This is a genomic window from Streptomyces sp. NPDC048001 (assembly GCF_043203115.1).
In the GTDB taxonomy this organism is placed as follows: domain Bacteria; phylum Actinomycetota; class Actinomycetes; order Streptomycetales; family Streptomycetaceae; genus Streptomyces; species Streptomyces sanyensis.
On sequence record NZ_JBIDBN010000006.1, the window covers coordinates 71,438 to 90,889 of the forward strand.

Below are 19,452 nucleotides of genomic sequence, written 5' to 3' on the forward strand. Positions count from 1 at the left end.
GCTGCCGGGTGCGTGAGCTGCCACCGCTCGCCGGCCCGCACCCGCCGGGGAAAGGGACCTTCCCGGTCAACGGTCACATCCCGCGGGCCGGCCATCCTCACGTGCCGGAGCGCACCGCGGGGCCGTGGACCACTCGAAGGAATCGTCGTGAGCCGCCGGCCCTCTTTGCATCCACCGGAGATCAGTCGCTGACGACGTCGGGCACCTCGCGCTGGAGTGCGGCGCGGGTCGCCGGGCCGTACTGGCCCGGCAGATCGGATGTGATGCCGCGGCTCTGCTGGTAGGCGAGAACCGAGTCGGTCAGGCGCTGGTTGTACGTGCCGTTGAGCCGGCCGCCGTACAGGTCGAGCCATCGGAGCCGGAACTGCAGGTCGGCCACCTCGGGGCCGCTGGCTCCGCAGCACAGGCCGGTGGATCTCCCCTCCGGCGGGAGGCTGTGCCGCTCTCCGCCGGTAGGGCACGGCGCCCCGGGCAGGCGGGGCACGAGGCACTCCTCGGCGCTTCGTCCGGAAGAGGCGGTCGTGGGGGTGGGCGCGGGCGGGGTGGCGTCGGGCGGGGTGGGGTCGGGCGGGGTGGCAGTGGGGCGGGACCAGGTGGGGGAGTTCGGCGCCGACGGGGCAGCGCCGGCAACGGCGCCCTCCTCCTCGTCCGTCTCCTGACGCGGGCTGCCGGCGGGGGTGGGTGGGGTGGTCGGCTTCGGGACGGAGTGGGCGGAGGACGTCGCTTCGGGTGCCACCCGCTGCGCGGGGCCCCCAGCGCCGACCAGAACACCGGCCAGCGCGGTCGTGCCGGCCACCGCCGCCAACAGGGCCGCAGCGCCGGCGACTTTGGCACCCCGACCCCGAGCAGTGGGATGCTGCGCCCCCGCACTCCTCCTGCGAAGTCGGCGGGGACCTGCCCCCTCCCAGGGTGCGGTGGGCGGGTCGGCGGTGTGCCGGGCACCGACAAGGCGCAGGACGACGGTGTCGTCGTCCGCGGCATCCGGAGCCGGGGAAGCGGGAGAGTCCCGAGGACCGGCGAGCCGCGCCGTCGGACGGTGCGGGGACCGGAGTCCTTCGGAGGGCGTCTCACGCGGACCGGAATCACGGTGGCCGGAATCGCGGCCGGAATCACGGTGGTCCGTCACCCGGCCCTCGTCCTGGCGCAGTGACGTGTAGGCCTGCATGATGCCCCGCACGGGGCCGGGCGCGCTCGTGCTCTCCCCCACCCACGGGTGCGCGGGCGTGTCCGGGGGCACTTCGCAGGGCGGCGGGCCGCCGAGATAGGGGCGTACCCATGTCTCCTCGAACGGCTCGGTGTCGCGCCCCGGGGCGGCGCAGAGGCAGTCCGAGCCCGGCTGCAGTCGGGCGGTACCGCAGCGTGGGCAGATCGATCCGGACACGTCCGTCCTCTTCCTGAAGGTCTCTCCGGGGGGTGCAGCCGTGGCCACGGTCCGGCGCAGGGCCGACGGCGAAGCCGGTGCGGGGCCGTGTCCCGCCTCGCGCAGGACCAGGTTGCCGGTTGTGGGCGCCGTCCCGGTTCCCCGCGTACCGGCCGGGTCGCTGCAGCCGCACGTGCAGATCTGCGCTGTCGCGTCCGTCGGCCCCGCGGCACGGTCCCGTGGGGTGTGGAGTGGGTTGGTGGGGTGTCGGCCGGGTGCTCAAGGTGTCTGCCGTCTCCGCGGGGCGGCGTGGAGGTGGTTCGGTGCGGGTTCGCCCGGAAGGCGCCTGTGCCGGTGATGCGCCGGCTGCGGGCCTGGTTGAGCGGGGTGGGGTGCCGCGGGCGTGCGGCGGCGTTGCGCCGGCATCCGTCGTCCGGGGTACGGCCTCGTCGGTTCGATGCGATGAGCGGCCTTGGTGGGGGCAGGGCCGTGCCCGGTCCGCCTCGCGGCCGGCCCGGACACGACCCTGCCGCGGCTGCCGGCGCGGCGTCAGTGGTGAGCGCGGTTGCGGCGGGTGCGCTTCAGTCCGAGAGCGCCGAGGACCAGCATGAGTGCCGCACTCACGGAGACGAGCACCAGGACGGTGGCGTCGCTGCCGGTGGCGGCCAGTCGGGTCTGGTCCGACCCGGAGTCCATGGTGTGTGTGCCGTCCTCGGACGAGGAACCGGGTGCGCCGGCGGTTCCCGTGCCGGCGCCGTCGGCGGGCGCTCCCGGTGACCCTGCTGCGTCGTCGCCGTGGGCGTCGTCGGCCGGGGGCTCGTCGTCGCCGTGGACGACGGGGGCGTCGTCGGAGGGGGTGGGCGGGGGCGTGGGCTCGACCTCCTCCGTGACGACCGGCGTGGTCTTCTCGGCGGGGGGCGCGGCCTTGCCGTTCATACTGATCGCCACCTCGGCGCCGTCGGCACCGGTGGAGGTGACGGAGACCTTCAGCCTGTGGGCGGTGTCGGTGAAGGTGGTGACGGCGCCGTCGCCGTCGTTCGATCCCAGGCGGATCTGCCGGCCCCCGGCGTAGTGGTCCTTGGTGACGCGGTAGGCGTAGACGCCGCCGAGCTCCTCGTCCAGTCCGGCCGTCGGGCGGCGGTACTCCAGGACCACCTTGTCCTCGCCGAGGGGCACTTCCAGGGCACGCACGCCCTGCTGCTCGCCGTACAGGGGACGCAGGGTGAAGGTGCCGGAGTCCTTGACCCGCTGGTGTTCGGCGGCGTCGAGCCAACCGCTGCGGATGAGCTGGGTGGCGGTCAGGCCGAGGCGGGTGCCACCGCCGCCCATCGGGGACTTGCCGCCCCTGCCCTCGGCGCAGTCGGTGAGGTTCCCGTCCTTGCACACGAGGCCCGGCTGGTGGGGGTAGCCCTGGTTGTGGCCGAACTCATGGACGATCACGCCCAGGTTGGCGGTGCCTCGCGGGGCCTGGATCCAGCTGACCCCCCGCCCGATGGTGGCCAGCCCGGACCAGGAGCAGCCGATCCTGGGCGTGACCATGGAGAGGCTGTCGTAATCCTCGCCCCTCTTGAAGCCCTTGGCCGCCATGAGGGCCTCGGTCTTCACCCTGATCTCCCCCGGCTGGCAGGTACCGCCGCTCACGGACAGCTTGAAGGGGCCGATCACCTTCTCCGGAACCGCGGGCACGAAGTCGACGCGTCCGCGGGAGACCTTGTCGTAGTAGGACTTCAGGGAGTTGTCGGCCCCGAAGTAGCGGGCGGCGAAGTCCGCCTTGGTCGCACCGGGGTCGGCGTGGACCCGGTCCTGGACGTCCAGCATGACGACCAGGACGCGGTTCTTTGCCGCGTCGTCCGCGGCGGCCGGCGAGGCAGCGGCTCCCGTGCCCGCGAACAGCGCCGCCGACGCCGCCGCCGTTCCGGCGATCTTCTTCAGGCTGAGTCCCATGTCGCTCCGCTCTCCCTTGGTTTCGTGCCTTGTCACCAGCGAAGAGCGGGGCGGGGGCACACCCCTCCCGGGGCTTTGCCCTTCCTTTACCTGTCGACTTCCCGGCACACCCGGCACGTCACACCCGGCACGTCACACCGGCCCGGCGGACCCCACGAGGCGGATCCAGGCGGTCGACGTCCGGCCCGCCGCCCCGTCGAGGGCGCCCATCGCCGCACCGTTGACCGTGCCGTCGGGGACCTGCGTACCGCGAGACCGGCAGCAGCCACCCGTACGCGGGTGGGCGGACGCCGTCCGGGCACCGGACCGCCCACCGTGGGCAACCACGGGATCGGCCGCCGGCCGGGCATCCCGGTCGGCGGCCGGTTCACGGGCCGCGAGAAGCGGCCCGGCAGCTCACCAGTCGGTACGGAAGTGCAGGGACGGGGAGGCGTAGTAGTGGGGGGAGGTGGCGATCAGCGAGTCGTGCGCCTCGCCCCGGGAGGCCGGCGCCCACTCCTTGAGCCCGAGATACCTGTTGTCGCTGGTGAAGATCCCTGCGGTGCCTCTGTCGTTGTGCCGGTTGATGGTCCAGATCTGCAGGGCGTCGCCGGAGTCGCAGACGGCCTGCCGCACGGGCGCGCCGACGGCGGTCGTGCCGGTGTGGGAGAGGCACAGCCCGGTGCCCGCGTTCCGGAGCATCACCCGGCGGCGCTCCTCCTGAGGCGTCACGTCCCACTCCTGGTGGGCGGCCCCCGAGCACACCGCCTCCCGCGGCTGCGCCCCCACCTCCCTGCTGCCGCCCGGGATCTCCATGCACAGGCCCGTGGAGTCGATCCGCAGCCGCGTGCGCTCGTCAGGGGCGGCCGGTACGGACGTGGACGCACTGACGGCCTCCACCAGGGCGAAGGTCGGCACAGAGGTCGGCACGGACGAGGGGGACGTGCCGGGAGTGGGAGCCGGCGGAGTCGGCGTGGGCGCCGCGGCCCTGCCGGTACCGGGCTGTGCGGGAGCCTCGCTGACGACGGGCGGGCCCGCCCGCCCGGTATCGGTGCCCTGGGGGACGGCGACGTAGACCAGGGCGCCGACCGCCGTCACGGCCGCCAGCGACGCCCCGGCGAGCTGGGCGGCGGGGAGACCGGCCGCCGCTCCCGAGACACCGGCCGCCGCACCACCGCTCCCGGCGGCCGCGACCGCGTACGAGGACAGGTACTTCTCCGCACCCCACAGCAGCACGGCGCCCGGCAGGACCACGCGCAGCCGGGAGTTGAGTTCCGTCAGGTCGCGGAACGCCCTGCGGCAGGAGCGGCACTCGCCCAGGTGCCGGTCGAGTCGGCGTCCGGCCGTGCGGCGCCCCCGGCGCACCGCGGCAGCCAACACGGGGCTGTGGCGGCGGCATTCGACGGACGCGCGCGGGCCGTGGGCGTGCTCCGAGAGGTACGCCTCGCGCAGCCCCTCCCGGGCCCGCTCCGCCAGGGACCACACCCCGCTGGCGCTCAGTCCCAGCATGGTGCCCACCTGCTGGGCGCTCTCCCCCTCCACGACCGTGTGCCACAGCACCGCCTGCCAGCGCTCGGGAAGCGCGCGGAAGCCGCGCAGGACCAGGTCGTCCTCCTCGCCTCGCAGCGCGAACTCCTCGCCGTCGCGGGCGTGCGGGACGGTGTGCTCCCATTGCTCGACGTCCTCCGTCACCTCGGCCCGCCGGGCCGTGGTCGTCCAGGCCATCGCCGTCCTGCGCACCACGGTCAGCAGGTAGGGCCGCCAGGGCCCGGTCGGGCCCCCGCCCGAACGCACGGCCTCCAGGGTCCTCGCGAACGCCTCGGCCGCGAGGTCCTCGGCCGTGTGCGCGTCACGGCAGCACGTCCGCGCGTAGGCCAGCACGGCGGAGCGGTGGCGGGCATACAGCTCCGCCATCGCCGCCTGCTCGGCACCGGTGCGTATCGCCTCCGTCAGCTCCGTGTCCGAACGCTCGACGGCGGAGGGTCCCGCGTACTCAGTCATGGTGCTCCTGAAGTTCGGCCGGACGACGCAAGGTCGCGCGGACCCGGAAGGGATGGACCGCGCGCGTACCAGGAGGCTCGACAGCCGTTCGCTCCCGGTACGCGGTACCGGAATCCATCCATCCGCCGAGTGCCGTCCGGCGAGAGTAGACATACGTTCGTTCCCGTGGCGGGGCCACCCGCGACACCTCGCAGGCGGCGACCGCACCCGGCGACGGCGACGCCCCGCCGCCGTGCAGAGGGCCCCGCCGCCGTGCAGAGGGCACAGGGCCCCGCAACCCGCAGGGCGCCACCGACCGGGCGCCCGGACCGCGCCGAGTGCCGGGGATTCCGGCACACGGTCGCTCCGACCTGATCAGCCGGTACCGGTGACCGCTCTCCGGCGCCGGAGCATGAGCAGCCCGCCACCGGCACCGACCAGGAGCAGACCCAGCGCGGTGTGGACGACGGTGTCACCCGCACCGGTCCGGGCGAGTCCGGGGCCATGGCCGCCGGGTGCGCTCCCCGCTCCACCGGTGTCCGTTTCCGGTGACGCGGGGGCCGGGCTCGACGGGACGGGGCTCGTGCCCGGCGTCGACGCGCCGGCACCCGGAACAGACGGCGGCGGTGCTGTCGGTTCGGCCGGCGAGGACGGAGCGGGGGCGGGGGCGCTGACCGACGGATTCGGCACCGGCCGGGCGACGCAGCTCCTGGTGCCCCCGTTCCACGCCGTGATCAGCCTCTCCTTGATCACCGGCCGGTCCGGCCCCTGCGGCAGCGGACCGTGCCGCCTGCCGTCGCGGGCGTCCAGCAGCCCGTCGTACACGACGTCGTCCCGGTACAGATCCACCTGCCCGAAGCAGCCCGCGTCCGGCACGGCGATCCGGAGCACTCCCCGGGCCCCGCCGGCGACCGTGAGCGTGTCCCAGTCGTGGAAGACCTGAAGCCCGGAGGACTTCCAGGTGGGGCCGTGCGTACGGTACGAGGCCAGTGAGGCGGTGCAGCTCCCGCGTCCGGCCGCACGGACCCGGACACGCACGGTGCCGTCCTTCCCGGGCTTCAGGCGGGTGGGCCCCACCTTCACCCTGCTCCTCCAGGTGACGCCGTCCAGGGAGAACTCACAGGCTCCGGCGGGGGCTACCGTGCCCGGGCCCTCACCCGGCCGGTAGCCGGCCGCGGTCTCGGCTTCCCACCCCCGGCCAGGAGGATTCCCGTCGGCCCGGGCGGCTCCGGGCAGTCCGGCGAGCAGCGAGAGCGCGACGGCTCCACTGGCCACCAGGCGCAGTGGCAGGCGGTGTCCGGCGTCGTTCATGGGCTTCCCCATCCTTCACTTGGTGCGGGGCGTTCACCACGACCGATGCGTCCGCCCCCGCCCCCTCCCGCGGCGTTGCCGAACCGTTACCGGAATCGGCAGCCACCCCGCGGACATCCGTCCGCTCCCGGCCCCTCGCACGTCGGCCCGGGCACGGAGCAGGGCGGTGCCGGCCCCGGCCTGCTCCGCGACGACCGCCAAGCCCCGGGCGGGGAGCCCCCGCCGCCGGACCGGGGGCTCCCCGTCGCCGGTACCACTCCTCGCTGCCGCCGGACTCCCGGGGTTCCGGGCTCGGTCAGCGGCCTGCGCGCAGGCCGCGGCGAAGGCCGCCCCGACGGCCGCGGCTTGCCCCGGGGACCCGACGGGCGAGCGCGCCGGCGGCTCCGGCGGCGCGGTCAGTCAGACCGTCCGTCGCGTCGCGCGCAGTACGACGTCGCTGACGTGGTGGGTGCTGACCGCGCCGGCGGGCCGTGGCCGGGTCTCGTGGGTCCCGACCTGCCAGGTGCCGGGGTCGGCGGCGAGGGCGGCGGCGATCTCCTCGACCCCGACGAACGCCTCCGGGTCGTACATCCGGGTCTGGGTCGCCACGTCGACCGGGTCGCGCAGGGGGGTGAGGTCGTGGTGCACGACCAGGAGCGTGCCACCGGGGGCGACGGCGGCGAGCAGGCTGCGCAGACCGCGCTGGTCGGGCGTGCGCTTGAACGAGCCGTACTGCAGGGAGACCAGGTCGTAGGTCTCGGTGCCGAAGGGCTCGGGGTCGTTGGCGTCGCCGCGTACGAGGGTGACGGCCAGTCCGCGGCGCTCGGCCTCGGAGCGCACCCGGGCGAGCGCGTTGCCGGAGATGTCGGTGGCGGTCACCTTCCAGCCGTGCTCCGCCAGCCAGAGGGCGTCGGCGCCCTCGCCGGTGCCGACGTCGAGTGCCCGGCCCGGGGACAGGGCGCCGGCCTCGTGGACGAGTGTGCCGTTGGGGTTGCCGCTCCAGGCCCGGCCGGAGCCCGCGTAGCGGTGGTCCCAGTCGGCCTCCTCTCCCGAGTGCCGGACGGCGGCGCGCAGGTCCTCCTCGGCGAGACTGAAGGCGATCATGGAGCCGGCCCGGCTGCCCTGGGCGGCCGACGGCAGCACCTGCAGGCTCGGGTCGGTGACGTTGCCGGCCGCGTAGATCCCCGGTACGGCGGTCTCGCCCCGCGCGTCGACCGCGAGGACGTCGCCGGCACCGGACGGGTGCGCAGTGGTGGTGAGACCGACCCCGGCGAGCACGTCGACGCGTGCCCGGAAGCGCGGGCCGACCACGACGGCGTCGGCCTCGAGCACGCGACCGTCGCCGAGTTCGACCCCGGACACCTCGCCGTCCGGCCCGGTGCGAACCCGGGCGGCCTCGCCGCGCTCGACGGTGACGCCGGAGGCGGCGAGGGCCGCGAGGGCCTCTTCGTCGAGCCCGGCCGGGTCGTGCAGCACCACGGTCAGCCGGTCGCTCAGATGCCGGAACAGCGGGGTCGGGTGGAGCGCCAGGGGGTGCGTGACGATCTGCACCAGGCGCTGGTCACGCACCTCGAAGCCGTGGCAGAACGGGCAGTGGATCACGCCGCGCCCCCACCCCTCGGCGACGCCGTCGATCGCGGGGAGTTCGTCGGACACGCCGGTCGCCGCGAGGACGCGGCGGGCCACCAGTGCGTGACCGCCGGTCAGGTCGAGGTGAAACCGGCCGTCGTCGCGGCGGTGCACTCCCACGACCCGTCCGGGGAGCACCTCCCCGCCGCATGCGCGCACTTCCGCGCGCCCGGTCTCCATCAGCTCGCCGGGAGCGGCTCCTTCGTGCCCCAGGTAACCGTGCATGTGCGCGGCCGGGGCGTTGCGCGGGGTGCCGTCGTCGACCACGACGACGCCGCGCCGCTGGCGGGAGAGCTGCAGGGCGGCGGCGAGACCGGCGGCCGAGCCACCGATCACGGCCACGTCGCAGTGGCGCTCCATGGTGGGGGGCGGGGTGTGGCCGGCCTGTTCGGTGGGCTCGGACGGGGTCGAGTGCCGGCTGTGTCCGGAGTGCTCGCTCATACATCCGACGGTACAGCTCCTGGCGGCTTCAGCAAGGACACTTGCATAATCCGCAAGACGCGCCAGGATGGACACATGAACGGAGTCGCCGACATCGAAGCCCTGGCACGGTCGCGCCTGCGCAGTATGCGCACCACCCTGGGGTACTCCCTCGACGAACTGGCCGAGCGCACCAGGCTCAGCCCCTCGACCATCAGCCGCATCGAGACGGGCAGGCGCTCACTCAGCCTGGACGTGCTCGTACCGCTGGCCAACGCCCTCCAGCTGAGTCTCGACGCGCTCTTCGAGGTGCCGACCGACGAGGACGTCGTCATCCGTCCGGTCGCACACAGCAGCGGCACGCGGACGACCTGGCCGCTGAGCCGCCCGGACGGGCGGACGGTCGCGATGAAGATGCGCCTCGAACCGTCCGACGCACCGCCCGGCCAGCGCGTGCACCCGGGCCACGACTGGTTCCTCGTACTGGAGGGACGCGTGCGGCTGTGGCTGGGCGAGCGGCAGATCGACGTCGGCACGGGGGAGGCCGCGGAGTTCGCGACGATGGTCCCGCACGCGATCACGGCCCTGGACGGCCCGGCCGAATTGATCATGGTCTTCGACCGTGACGGACAGCGCGCCCACGTGCACCAGTGAGCTCGACGCCCGCGAGGGAGCGCGGGACACCGGGGGCGCACGGAGGTGGAGCCGCTGCCGCCCTGCCGCTCCGGGACCGCTCCGGGCCACAAGGCGCCCGGACACCGTCCTACGGGATCCGGCGGACCGTCACGCGGCACCGCTCGCCGGCGGCCCGATCACAGTCGCCCGGTGCCGGTGCCGGCCTCGCGCAGCATCCGGACCAGCAGCAGGGCACCTCCGGTCGCCGCCCCCACCGCACCCGCGGCCAGGAAGCCGCGAGAGGAGCGCCACGACAGCACCGACCAACGCGACTGCGCGGAGAGCAGCGACCCCGTGCTCAGCCACGACCCGGCCGAGATCAGCGACAGGGAGGAACCGATCGAGCCCACCGACAGGGCGCTGCCGATCGAGCCCACCGACAGGGCCGAACCGACAGACCCCACGGACAGCACCGATCCCACGGAGCCGATCGACAGCACGGAGTCCTGCGACCACAACGACAGCACCGAACCGGGGGAGGCACGGCGGACCGAACCACGGGAGGCACGGCGGACCGGCCGTGCGGGCAGCTTCGCCATGAGCCCATTCTGCCCGCCGATCGCCCGCCGTGGAGGATCGCGGACCCGATGGCGCGGGTCCCGGCGGCGGGCGAGACCGCTCCGAGCGGGTCCCGGCCGGGGCGGCCGCAGGGCTCGTACCGCCTCGGCCCCGGCACCCGTGGACGGCCGGCTGCGGCGCGGGCGGGCCGCCGACGGCCGCCGTTGTCGCAGGCGGCTGGCAGGATCCGGCGGGTGAAGACCGACGAAGACCTCCTCGCCCGTGTCGCGGACCGGGCGCAGGCCGGACCGACCGCGCTGCCGCCCGCGGTCTCCGCCGCGGACCTGGCCGCTGCGGAGACCGCTCTCGGCTTCGCGCTACCGCCCCTGCTGGCCGCCCTGTACCGGGAGGTGGCCAACGGCGGCTTCGGTCCCGAGTACACACTGCTCCCCCTGGTGGGCCCGGCGCGCACGGTGGTGAGCGCCTACCACGCCGAGCGGTCCGCCTCCGCCGGGGAGGAAGCGCCCTTCTGGCCGGAAGGCGTGGTTCCCGTCCTCGACTGGGGCTGCGGGATGTACGCCGCAGTGGACTGCCGGAGCAAGAGCGCCGCGGTGCTCCTCTTCGAGCCGAACGCCGTCGGTGACGACTGGGCCGCCGCCTGGTTCGTCGACGCCGGGAGCCTGGCCCGGTGGCTCGAGACCTGGGTGGCCGGGACGGGGTGGTACCGGGAGGACGCCGGCCAGGGCGAGGAGTCATGGGAGCTGCGTCCTTGGGAGTGCGCAGCCTCGCGGATCGCGGGATGAACGGCCGCGGGCGGGCACGTCCCTCCCGCCGGGAAGGACCGGCCGCACTCCCCGGCAGCACTCCCCGGCCGCCTCCGGGTCCCGTCCGCCGGCAGGGCGCCGACGCGGGCACCGGCACCGGCGGCGGCACCGGGCGCACGCGGGCGCACGGGCAACTCCGGGCCGCGGCGCACCGGGGGCCGGGGCGCGCGCCGACGGGCGGAACGCGCGCCCCGGGAACCGGAAGGGGGTTTACCGGGCGATCCTCACGCGTGAGAGCGAATGGCCCGGTACCGGCGCATTCACCGGGGACGGCTGGGCAGTTCTGTCCCTGCGACGTCGTGGACACGCTCCGGAGCGGAGGCCGATCGCCCGGAGGCAAGGGGCACAGCGCCCGTGGTGCCGCACGAAGGAGAGGACAGAGGACATGAGAGGCATGGGCAGGGACGGTTCCGGCGCCTTCCGCGGTCGTCCGCGCGCACCGGCCTGAGCCGGGGGAGTCGGCCCGAGGGGGGACGCAGGAAGCCGAGGGGACCCGGGAAGGGGGTGTACCAGCCGCGGGGCCCGGTCGGCGAAGGGGCGGAGCCATGCCCCGGAAGGAGGCGGCGACGGGGCGGGGCGGCGGTCCGCGGTGCGGTGCCCCACAGGGGAGGGCGCCGCACGCGGCGGCCGCGGGCGACCCGGCTCCTGCGGGCCGTGCGGCCGGGAGGGGGAGGACTCGGGGGCGCCCTCCACCTTCAGGAGGTGCGGGGCGGTCCGGACCTACAACCTGAGGGGGACGGGCCTTCGGTCCCTGGGGCCGATCCGTGGGGCCGGGGGCGCTCCTAGCGTGGACTCATGACCACGCCAGTCTGTACGAGCGCTTCCCAGGCCGCCGCGCCGGTGCCGTCGTACACGCGCTACCCCTGCTTCTCGTCCTACATGCGGGCGCGGGGGCCCGTGCTGCTGCGCACCGCCCGGTCGCTCACCGCGAACCCGAGCGATGCCGAGGACCTGCTCCAGACCGCGCTCACCAAGACGTACATGGCGTGGGAGCGGATAGAGGACCACCGGGCGCTGGACGGCTACGTCCGCCGCGCTCTGGTGAACACGCGGACCTCCCAGTGGCGCAAGCGCAAGGTGGACGAGTTCGCCTGCGACGAGCCGCCCGAGCCCGAGACGGTCCCCGCGGCGGACCCGGCCGAGCAGCAGGCGCTGCGGGATGCCATGTGGCGCGCCGTGATGCGGCTGCCCGACCGGCAGCGGGCCATGGTCGTCCTGCGCTACTACGAGGACCTGAGCGAGGTGCAGACCGCCGAGGTGCTCGGCGTGTCCGTGGGCACGGTCAAGAGTGCGGTGTCCCGGGCGCTCGGCAAGCTCCGGGAGGACCCGGAGATCAGGCCCGTGCCCTGAGCTGAGGGCGCGCGGTGGACTTTCCCCGGCGGTGGGCGCCCCCGTGCAGGGTGCGGGCGGGTCGGGGTGTCCGGCCTGGCCGGGAGGGGTCCCCGGCCGGGCGCCCCCGGGTACGGGCGGATCGGCCGCACACGGGACCCGGCCGCGCGGAGCGCGGTTCCGGTGCCCCGGCGGCGCACCGCCCGGTCCGCCGGGCGCGGCGGAGGCACCGGTCCGGCCCGCGCGGTGCCGCGTGCCGCGTTCCCCGGCGGCGTGCCGCGCCCCGGGCTTCGGCGGATTGACTACTCCCGGGTAGTGACATACCGCGCAGTATGTGCGCAGAATCTTCCCACTTGCCGCAACGTAGCGCCAGCGCCCACCGGGAGGACGCCGTGCTGAGCACCATGCAGGACGTACCGCTGACCGTGACCCGCATCCTTCAGCATGGGATGACGATCCACGGGACGTCTCAGATCACCACCTGGACCGGTGAGGCGGAACCGCAGCGACGCACCTTCGCCGAGGTGGGCCGCCGCGCCACCCAGCTGGCCAACGCCCTGCGCGACGAACTCGGCATCGACGGCGACCAGCGCGTCGCCACGCTGATGTGGAACAACGCCGAGCACGTCGAGGCGTACTTCGCCATCCCCTCCATGGGCGCCGTCCTGCACACCCTGAACCTGCGGCTGCCCGCCGAGCAGCTCGTCTGGATCGTGAACCACGCCGCCGACCGCGCGGTCATCGTCAACGGCTCCCTGCTGCCCCTGCTCGCCCCCCTGCTGCCGCACCTGCCCACCGTCGAGCACGTCGTGGTCGCCGGGCCGGGCGACCGCTCGCTGCTCACCGGCACCGACGCCCGGGTCCACGAGTACGAGGACCTGATCGCGGGACGCCCCACCACCTACGACTGGCCCGAGCTGGACGAGCGTTCCGCGGCCGCCATGTGCTACACCTCCGGCACCACCGGCGACCCCAAGGGCGTCGTGTACTCGCACCGCTCGATCTACCTGCACTCGATGCAGGTCAACATGGCCGAGTCCATGGGCCTGACCGACCGGGACACCTCGCTCGTCGTGGTGCCGCAGTTCCATGTGAACGCCTGGGGGCTGCCCCACGCCACCTTCATGACCGGCATCAGCATGCTGATGCCGGACCGCTTCCTCCAGCCGGCCCCGCTCGCCGAGATGATCGAACGCGAGCGGCCCTCCCACGCCGCCGCCGTCCCGACCATCTGGCAGGGCCTCCTCGCCGAGGTCACCGCCAACCCGCGCGACCTGTCCTCCATGAAGCAGGTCACCATCGGCGGTGCCGCCTGCCCGCCCTCGCTGATGGAGGCGTACGACAAGCTCGGCGTGCGGCTCTGCCACGCCTGGGGCATGACCGAGACCTCGCCGCTCGGCACCATGGCCCACCCCCCGGCCGGGCTCTCGGCCGAGGAGGAGTGGCCGTACCGCGTCACCCAGGGCCGTTTCCCCGCAGGGGTGGAGGCTCGCCTCGTCGGTCCGGGTGGCGAGCGGCTCCCCTGGGACGGGGAGTCCGCCGGGGAGCTGGAGGTGCGCGGCGCGTGGATCGCCGGTGCGTACTACGGCGGAGCGGGCGGCGACGAACTCCGGCCCGCGGACAAGTTCAGCGAGGACGGCTGGCTGAAGACCGGTGACGTCGGTGTGATCAGCCCGGACGGCTATCTGACCCTGACCGACCGGGCCAAGGACGTCATCAAGTCCGGTGGCGAGTGGATCTCCAGCGTGGAGCTGGAGAACGCCCTGATGGCGCACCCCGAGGTCGCCGAGGCCGCGGTCGTCGCCGTCCCCGACGACAAGTGGGGCGAGCGCCCCCTCGCGACCGTCGTGCTCAGGGAGGGCGCCACGGCGGACTACGCCGTGCTCCGCGCCTTCCTCGCCGAGCGGATAGCCAGGTGGCAGCTCCCCGAGCGCTGGGCACTGGTCCCGGCCGTGCCGAAGACGAGCGTCGGCAAGTTCGACAAGAAGGTCATCCGCCGGCAGTACGCGGACGGCGAACTGGACGTGACCGAGCTGTAGCCCGGCTCCGCCCCGTGCGGGGCTCGGCACGACCCGGGGGGTCGGCGGACGGACCGCCGGCCCCCCGGGCATGCCGTGATCCACCCCGACCGTGCCGGGGCCTGACCCGTCCCGACCGTGCCGGGGCCTGACCCGTCCCGACCGTGCCGGGGCCTGACCCGTCCCGACCGTGCCGGGGCTCAGTTGGTGCCGATCTTCGCCAGCAGGTCCACGATGCGGGCCTGCACCTCGGCGCTGGTGGACCGCTCCGCGAGGAAGAGGACGGTCTCCCCCGCGGCGAGCCTCGGCAGCTCGGCGGGGTCCAGTCCGACCGAGGTGTAGACGACCAGCGGCGTGCGGTTCAACTGCCCGTTCGCCCGGAGCCAGTCGACGATCCCGGCCCGCCTGCGCCGCACCTGCATCAGATCCATGACCACGAGGTTCGGGCGCATCTGCCCGGCCAGCGTCACCGCGTCGGCGTCGGCGTCGGCACGGGCCACCTGCATCCCGCGCCGCTCCAGGGTCTCGGACAGCGCCAGCGCGATCTCCTCGTGCTCCTCGATCAGCAGCACCCGCGGCGGGTGCTGCTCGCTGTCCCTCGGCGCCAGCGCCTTGAGCAGCACCGCCGGGTCCGCCCCGTAGGCGGCCTCCCGGGTCGCCTGCCCGAGCCCGGCGGTCACCAGCACCGGCACCTCGGCCGCCACGGCCGCCGTCCGCAGCGACTGGAGCGCGGTGCGCGTGATCGGCCCGGTCAGCGGATCGACGAACAGCGCCGCCGGGAAGGCCGCGATCTGCGCGTCGACCTCCTCCCGGGAGTGCACCACGACCGGCCGGTAGCCCCGGTCGCTGAGGGCCTGCTGGGTGGTGGCGTCCGGAGCGGGCCACACCAGCAGGCGGCGCGGGTTGTCGAGGGGCTCGGGAGGCAGCTCGTCGTCGACCGGCTGCGGCTGAGGCCGGTTGGCGACCTCCACGGCACCGCCCGGGCCGTCCAGGGGCTCGGGCCCCTCGGCGCCCTCGTCCGGGGCGCCTATGGCGTAGGCGCGTCCCTCCGGCCGGTCGGCCGGGAGCCTGGGCTGCCCGGTCACGGGCCCCTGACCGGCGGGCCCGGCGGGAGCCTCTCCCGGCCCGGTCGCCCCCGCGCCCGGCGGTGCAGGCGCGGGGGCCGCCTGCGGCTGCGGCTGCATCTGCGGGGCGGCCGCGCCCCCCGGACCGGGGAGGGCGGCGTCCTGGCGGTTGCCGAGCTTGCGGCGACGGCCCGAGCCCGTCGGCGGGGGCGTCGGGTTCTGCTGCTGGGTCAGCTGCTGCGCGAGAGGGACGCCCTGCCCGAGGGTGCGCACGCTGAACGCGCGCCCCTGTGTGGAGTCCGCGGGTGCCGGTGCCTCGGCGGGCAGCGGCTGCGCGGCCCGCGGCGACGGCATCTCCCGGGGCAGCGGCAGGGACACCGAGCCGCTGTCCTGCCGCCCCGCCCCGGACGCCGTCGCACCCGGAACCGGAACCGGACCCGGACCCAGGGCGCGATGCCCGCCGTCGGTGCCACCCTCGGCACCGGTCGCGTCCCCGGCCCCCGTGTCGGCGGGATCCGCCGCGTACGGCGCCGGGGCGCCCGCGGTGCCCGCGGCGGCGTCCGGCACGGCACCCGGCTGCTGAGCGGGCATCGCACGCCGGCGCCCCGTGGCGACGGACTGCCCCGGAGCGGGGGACTGTCCGGAAGCGGGGGACTGCGCGGGCACGGTCGGCTGCCCGGGCACGGTCGGCTGCGGCGGGGAGGCGGACTCCGGCGCAGGGGCGGACTCCGGTCCGCCCGCGGCCGCCTGCTCCGCAGCGTCAGCGCCCGGGGCGAGCTGGCGGTCGGCGTCGGCGGGCGGCAGCGCGAAGGGCGTGCGGACGGCGGGCTCCGCCTCCGCCGGGGCCGCGGCCAGCGCGCGCCGCGCCCTGCGGCCCGTGGACTGCGCGGGCTGCAGCTCGGGCGGCGGCGCTGCGCCGGGGTGCCGGTGGACGGGCAGCCCCTGCTCCGCGGGAACCAGCTGCTCGGCGGCCCCCGGTGCCGGGGGCCGCCCGGGAGCGGTGCCCGGCTCGGCGGGGCCCGCCGGCGACGGCGCCGCCGACAGCTCCGGCAGCGCGCTGCGCGCGGGCTCCACGGCCCTGCGCGCCCGGCGCCCCGTCGGCGGCCCCGCCAGGCCGTTCGCGTCCACCGGGACACCCTGCGGCGGCACGGTCTCGCCGAACGCGGCCCGTCCGCCGGCGCTCTCGGCCGCCGTCACGACCGAGCCCTCGGCGGCGGGTGCGGCGCCCGGTACGGGGGCCGCGGCCTCGGCCGGGCTGGGGCGTCCTCGCCGCCGACCGGTTCCGCCGTCCGACCCGCCGCGGGCGACGCCCTCCGCCGCTTCCTGCGCCGCCTCCTGGGAGGGGATCAGCTCCTGGCCGGGGGCCCTGCGCCGCCCGGTCGGACGCGCGGCCACCGGGTCCTCGGCCGCCACCGGGCTGTCGAGGAAGGCATCGGTGGAAGCCCGTCGCGCCCGCCGCCGCCCGCCACCCGAAGTACGCGGCGAGACGGGCGCCACCGGCTCGGCGGACTGCTGGGCCGGCAGGGCCGCCGGCAGCTCCAGCGCCGGGGGCGGGGCCACCGTGCCCGCACCCTCCCCGAGCGGCAGCTCCAGCACGAAGGCGCTGCCGCCCGCGCCCGGCACCTCGTGCGTCTGCAGCACGCCCCCGTGCGCGCCGACGATCCCGCGCACGATCGGCCCGTGCACCGGATCGCCGCCGGAGTAGGGCCCGCGGACCTCGATGCGCACCACCTCGCCCCGCTGCGCCGCGGCGACCACGATCGTCGAGTCCACATACCCGCCGCCCGGCACGGGCCGGGTGCGGCCGGTCGAGTCGACACCGGCCACGTCGGCCACCAGATGCGCCAGGGCCGTGGCCAGCCGGGCCCCGTCCACCTCCGCCTCGATCGGCGGAGCGTGCACCGCGAACTGCACCCGCCCGGGGCCGATCAGCTCCACCGCGCCCTCGACACCCGCGGCGACCACGCCGTCCAGCATGGCCTTCGCCTTCACCAGGCGCTCCGCGCCGGTGTCGAGGCGCTGGTAGCCGAGCACGTTGTCGACCAGCGTCGTCATCCGGGAGTAGCCGGCGGCGAGGTGGTGGAGGATCTGGTTGGCCTCGGGCCACAGCTGCCCGGCGGGGTCGGCGGCCAGGGTGGCGAGCTCGGCGCGCAGCTCCTCCAGGGGGCCGCGCAGGGACTCCCCGAGCACCGCGGTGAGCTGTGCATGACGGCCGGCGAGCTCCTCGTACCGCTCGGCGCCCGCCTCCAGCTCGGCGCTGTAGCGCTCCGCCTTGTCGGCCAGCTCGGCCTCGTGCTTCTCGGTGGCCGCGTCGAGTTCCGCCGTCAGCCGCCCGGTGGCCTCCTCCAGCTCGGCCGTGAGGCGCTCGGTGGTCTCCTTGAGCTCGGCGCCCAGGCGCTCGGTGGTCTCGGCGAGTTCCGCCGCGTGCCGTTCGGCGAGCTGCTCGTACGGCCTGCGGTCGGTGAAGGTCATCACCGCGCCGACCAGCTGGTCGCCGTCCCGCACCGGGGCCGTGGTGAGGTCCACGGAGACCCGGTCCCCGTTCTTCGCCCACAGGACCTGCCCCCGCACCCGGTGCTTGCGCCCCGACTTGAGGGTGTCGGCCAGCGGCGACTCGTTGTACGGGAACGGCTCGCCGTCCGCGCGGGAGTGGAGGATGAGCGGGTGCAGCTGGTGGCCGCCCAGGTCGCTGGCGCGGAAGCCCAGGATCTGCGCGGCCGCCGGGTTGACCAGGACCACCCGGCCGTCGGTGTCGGTCCCGACGACTCCCTCCGCGGCCGCCCGGAGGATCATCTCGGTCTGCCGCTGCGAGCGCGCCAGCTCCGCCTCGGTGTCGAGGGTCCCGGTCAGGTCCCGGACGACGAGCATCAGCAACTCGTCCCCCGTGTAGCCGCCGGCCGAGTCGTAGGCCTCGCGGCCGTCCAGTCCGGCGCTCGTCACCTCGACGGGGAACTCGCTGCCGTCGGTCCGCCGGGCGATCATCCGGGTGGGCTTGGTGCGCCCGCGGGAGTCCGCGGCATCCGGCCGGCGCATCGAGCCGGGGATCAGCTGGGAGTCGAAGCCGGGCACCAGGTCGAGCAGCCCGCGGCCGACCAGGGCCGTGCCGGGCGCCTCGAAGAGGTCGAGCGCGATGGCGTTGGCGTTGACGACGGTGCCGTTGGCATTGACGAGGACGAGCCCGTCGGGGAGGGCGTCGAGTATGGCTGCGAGGCGAGCAGCGCCTCGGGATGGCCTGCTGCTCACGACGACGGTTCCTCCCTGACCTACTGCCTAGTGCGGACGGCCGGTCCCATCTTGCCCCTCGGGCCCCGGCCTGTCACTGAGGGAGTCTAAGCGCTGCCGCCGGGGCCTGGCCGGTGGATGAGGGGGAGCCCTCCGTCGGCTTGTGTACGGGCGGTGCACATCGGCGTGCTACGGCGCGCTGTTCGGAAGGACGGGCTACGGTCCGGTGTTCGGAAGGACGGGCTCCAGTGACCGCCAGCGGGAGATCTCGCAGCCGTTCGAGCGGTCGAAGGAGGCGTCGACGGGCCGGCCCTGCCAGGTGCCGGTGATCCGCGCGGTCGCCGAACCCCCGAACTGCTGCGTGCACATCCGCCCTCGCGGGACCGGGGCGAAGGGGTCCCGTCCGCTCCGGGCGATCTCGTCCAGGCGCGCGCAGGCCGAGCGGGCCGCCGGGTGGGTACCTCCCACCGGGTCGCACTCCAGGCGGTACCGGCCGTCCGTCCGGGCGTAGCCCGTCTTCGAGACCACCACCGTCAGCTCGTCGGGCGCCGTCCGCGCCGGGCCGGGCGCGTCGCCGGTGAGGCCGAGGACCGGCAGGGGCAGGGGGAGGGGGTCGGCCACCGCCGCGGGCGCGGGTGCGGCCGCACCGAGCGCGGCGGCCGAGACGGCGGCGGTGAGGGCAAGGCGGCGCAGCATGGGAACTCCTGGGAGATCACGGGTCCGGCGGGGGAACGGGGCCCCGGCATCTCTAACGCTGCCGACGGCACGGCGTTGCGCAACCGCGGGCAAAGGCTTTGCTCTGCGGGCAGCGCTCCTAGTACCGTGGACGGCGATTGGTGACAGGCCGTGCGGCTGTGTCATCATCTGCACGCACCACCTGCTCGCGCGGGTGGGCTGGAGGCGTCGCCTAGTCCGGTCTATGGCGCCGCACTGCTAATGCGGTTTGGGGCTTACCCCCCATCGAGGGTTCAAATCCCTCCGCCTCCGCACCACACCGAAGCCCCGGCCCCCGGCCGGGGCTTCGGCCGTTCCGGTGCCACCGGCGGCCTTCCCCCGCGAGCCGCCGGGCGGCGGGGCCTGCGGGCACCCCGCGCCGGGGACGGGCCGGCGCCGTGCGGGCAGCGCCCCTCCCGGTCCGCCGAGCACTCCGTACGGGCCTCGAAGAGGCCCACCGGGCCGGGCGCCTTTCGGATCCCATCAGCTGATCGTATGGACGTTTG

Annotated in this window: 12 protein-coding genes and 1 tRNA gene; 5 read left to right on the forward strand and 8 right to left on the reverse strand. The window is 75.4% G+C overall.

Going from position 1 to position 19,452, the window contains the following annotated elements; translation table 11 throughout:
* Nucleotides 1-181: 181 nt before the first annotated feature.
* The 5 genes from ACGF15_RS12595 to ACGF15_RS12615 all read right to left on the reverse strand — a co-directional run bounded on the left by ACGF15_RS12595 (nucleotide 182) and on the right by ACGF15_RS12615 (nucleotide 8,623).
* A complete protein-coding gene (locus ACGF15_RS12595) occupies nucleotides 182-379 on the reverse strand; it encodes a peptidoglycan-binding domain-containing protein (protein WP_345616451.1) in 198 nt (65 codons plus the stop codon).
* A gap of 1,530 nt (nucleotides 380-1,909) precedes the next feature.
* Nucleotides 1,910-3,304 carry a hypothetical protein gene (locus ACGF15_RS12600; RefSeq protein WP_392798399.1) on the reverse strand — a complete coding sequence of 465 codons (1,395 nt, stop codon included), beginning with the start codon at nucleotides 3,302-3,304 and terminating at the stop codon, nucleotides 1,910-1,912.
* Nucleotides 3,305-3,700: 396 nt separating this feature from the next.
* Nucleotides 3,701-5,284: a sigma-70 family RNA polymerase sigma factor gene (locus ACGF15_RS12605; RefSeq protein WP_392798402.1), complete on the reverse strand. Its 1,584-nt coding sequence runs from the start codon at nucleotides 5,282-5,284 to the stop codon at nucleotides 3,701-3,703.
* Nucleotides 5,285-5,638: 354 nt separating this feature from the next.
* Nucleotides 5,639-6,574, reverse strand: a complete 936-nt coding sequence (locus tag ACGF15_RS12610; protein WP_392798405.1) for a hypothetical protein — start codon at nucleotides 6,572-6,574, stop codon at nucleotides 5,639-5,641.
* A 399-nt stretch (nucleotides 6,575-6,973) separates the two neighbouring features.
* The gene (locus ACGF15_RS12615; RefSeq protein WP_392798408.1) at nucleotides 6,974-8,623 is read right to left on the reverse strand and encodes an FAD-dependent oxidoreductase; all 1,650 of its coding nucleotides are present in this window, start codon (nucleotides 8,621-8,623) and stop codon (nucleotides 6,974-6,976) included.
* A gap of 75 nt (nucleotides 8,624-8,698) precedes the next feature.
* On the opposite strand from ACGF15_RS12615, the gene ACGF15_RS12620 reads away from it, so the two are divergent.
* Nucleotides 8,699-9,256 (forward strand): helix-turn-helix domain-containing protein, encoded by a 558-nt coding sequence (locus tag ACGF15_RS12620; protein ID WP_392798411.1) that lies wholly within the window; start codon nucleotides 8,699-8,701, stop codon nucleotides 9,254-9,256.
* Nucleotides 9,257-9,414: 158 nt separating this feature from the next.
* On the opposite strand, the gene ACGF15_RS12625 is transcribed toward ACGF15_RS12620, so the two are convergent.
* Nucleotides 9,415-9,816 (reverse strand): hypothetical protein, encoded by a 402-nt coding sequence (locus tag ACGF15_RS12625; RefSeq protein ID WP_392798414.1) that lies wholly within the window; start codon nucleotides 9,814-9,816, stop codon nucleotides 9,415-9,417.
* A 213-nt stretch (nucleotides 9,817-10,029) separates the two neighbouring features.
* Here ACGF15_RS12625 and ACGF15_RS12630 point away from each other — a divergent pair, with 213 nt between their 5' ends.
* From ACGF15_RS12630 to ACGF15_RS12640, 3 genes are all read left to right on the forward strand, one after another.
* The gene (locus ACGF15_RS12630) at nucleotides 10,030-10,578 is read left to right on the forward strand and encodes an SMI1/KNR4 family protein (protein ID WP_392798417.1); all 549 of its coding nucleotides are present in this window, start codon (nucleotides 10,030-10,032) and stop codon (nucleotides 10,576-10,578) included.
* A gap of 816 nt (nucleotides 10,579-11,394) precedes the next feature.
* Nucleotides 11,395-11,949 carry a SigE family RNA polymerase sigma factor gene (locus ACGF15_RS12635; protein WP_345616442.1) on the forward strand — a complete coding sequence of 185 codons (555 nt, stop codon included), beginning with the start codon at nucleotides 11,395-11,397 and terminating at the stop codon, nucleotides 11,947-11,949.
* Nucleotides 11,950-12,320: 371 nt separating this feature from the next.
* Nucleotides 12,321-13,967: a long-chain fatty acid--CoA ligase gene (locus ACGF15_RS12640; protein WP_392798827.1), complete on the forward strand. Its 1,647-nt coding sequence runs from the start codon at nucleotides 12,321-12,323 to the stop codon at nucleotides 13,965-13,967.
* A gap of 179 nt (nucleotides 13,968-14,146) precedes the next feature.
* Here ACGF15_RS12640 and ACGF15_RS12645 read toward each other — a convergent pair whose 3' ends face one another.
* Both ACGF15_RS12645 and ACGF15_RS12650 read right to left on the reverse strand, forming a co-directional pair.
* On the reverse strand, nucleotides 14,147-18,253 hold the full coding sequence (locus ACGF15_RS12645; protein ID WP_392798421.1) for a PAS domain-containing protein: 4,107 nt from the start codon (nucleotides 18,251-18,253) through the stop codon (nucleotides 14,147-14,149).
* A gap of 195 nt (nucleotides 18,254-18,448) precedes the next feature.
* Nucleotides 18,449-18,928, reverse strand: a complete 480-nt coding sequence (locus ACGF15_RS12650; protein ID WP_345616440.1) for an SSI family serine proteinase inhibitor — start codon at nucleotides 18,926-18,928, stop codon at nucleotides 18,449-18,451.
* Nucleotides 18,929-19,128: 200 nt separating this feature from the next.
* Between ACGF15_RS12650 and ACGF15_RS12655 the strand changes: the two genes are divergently transcribed.
* Nucleotides 19,129-19,219, forward strand: a tRNA-Ser gene (locus tag ACGF15_RS12655).
* Nucleotides 19,220-19,452: the final 233 nt, after the last annotated feature.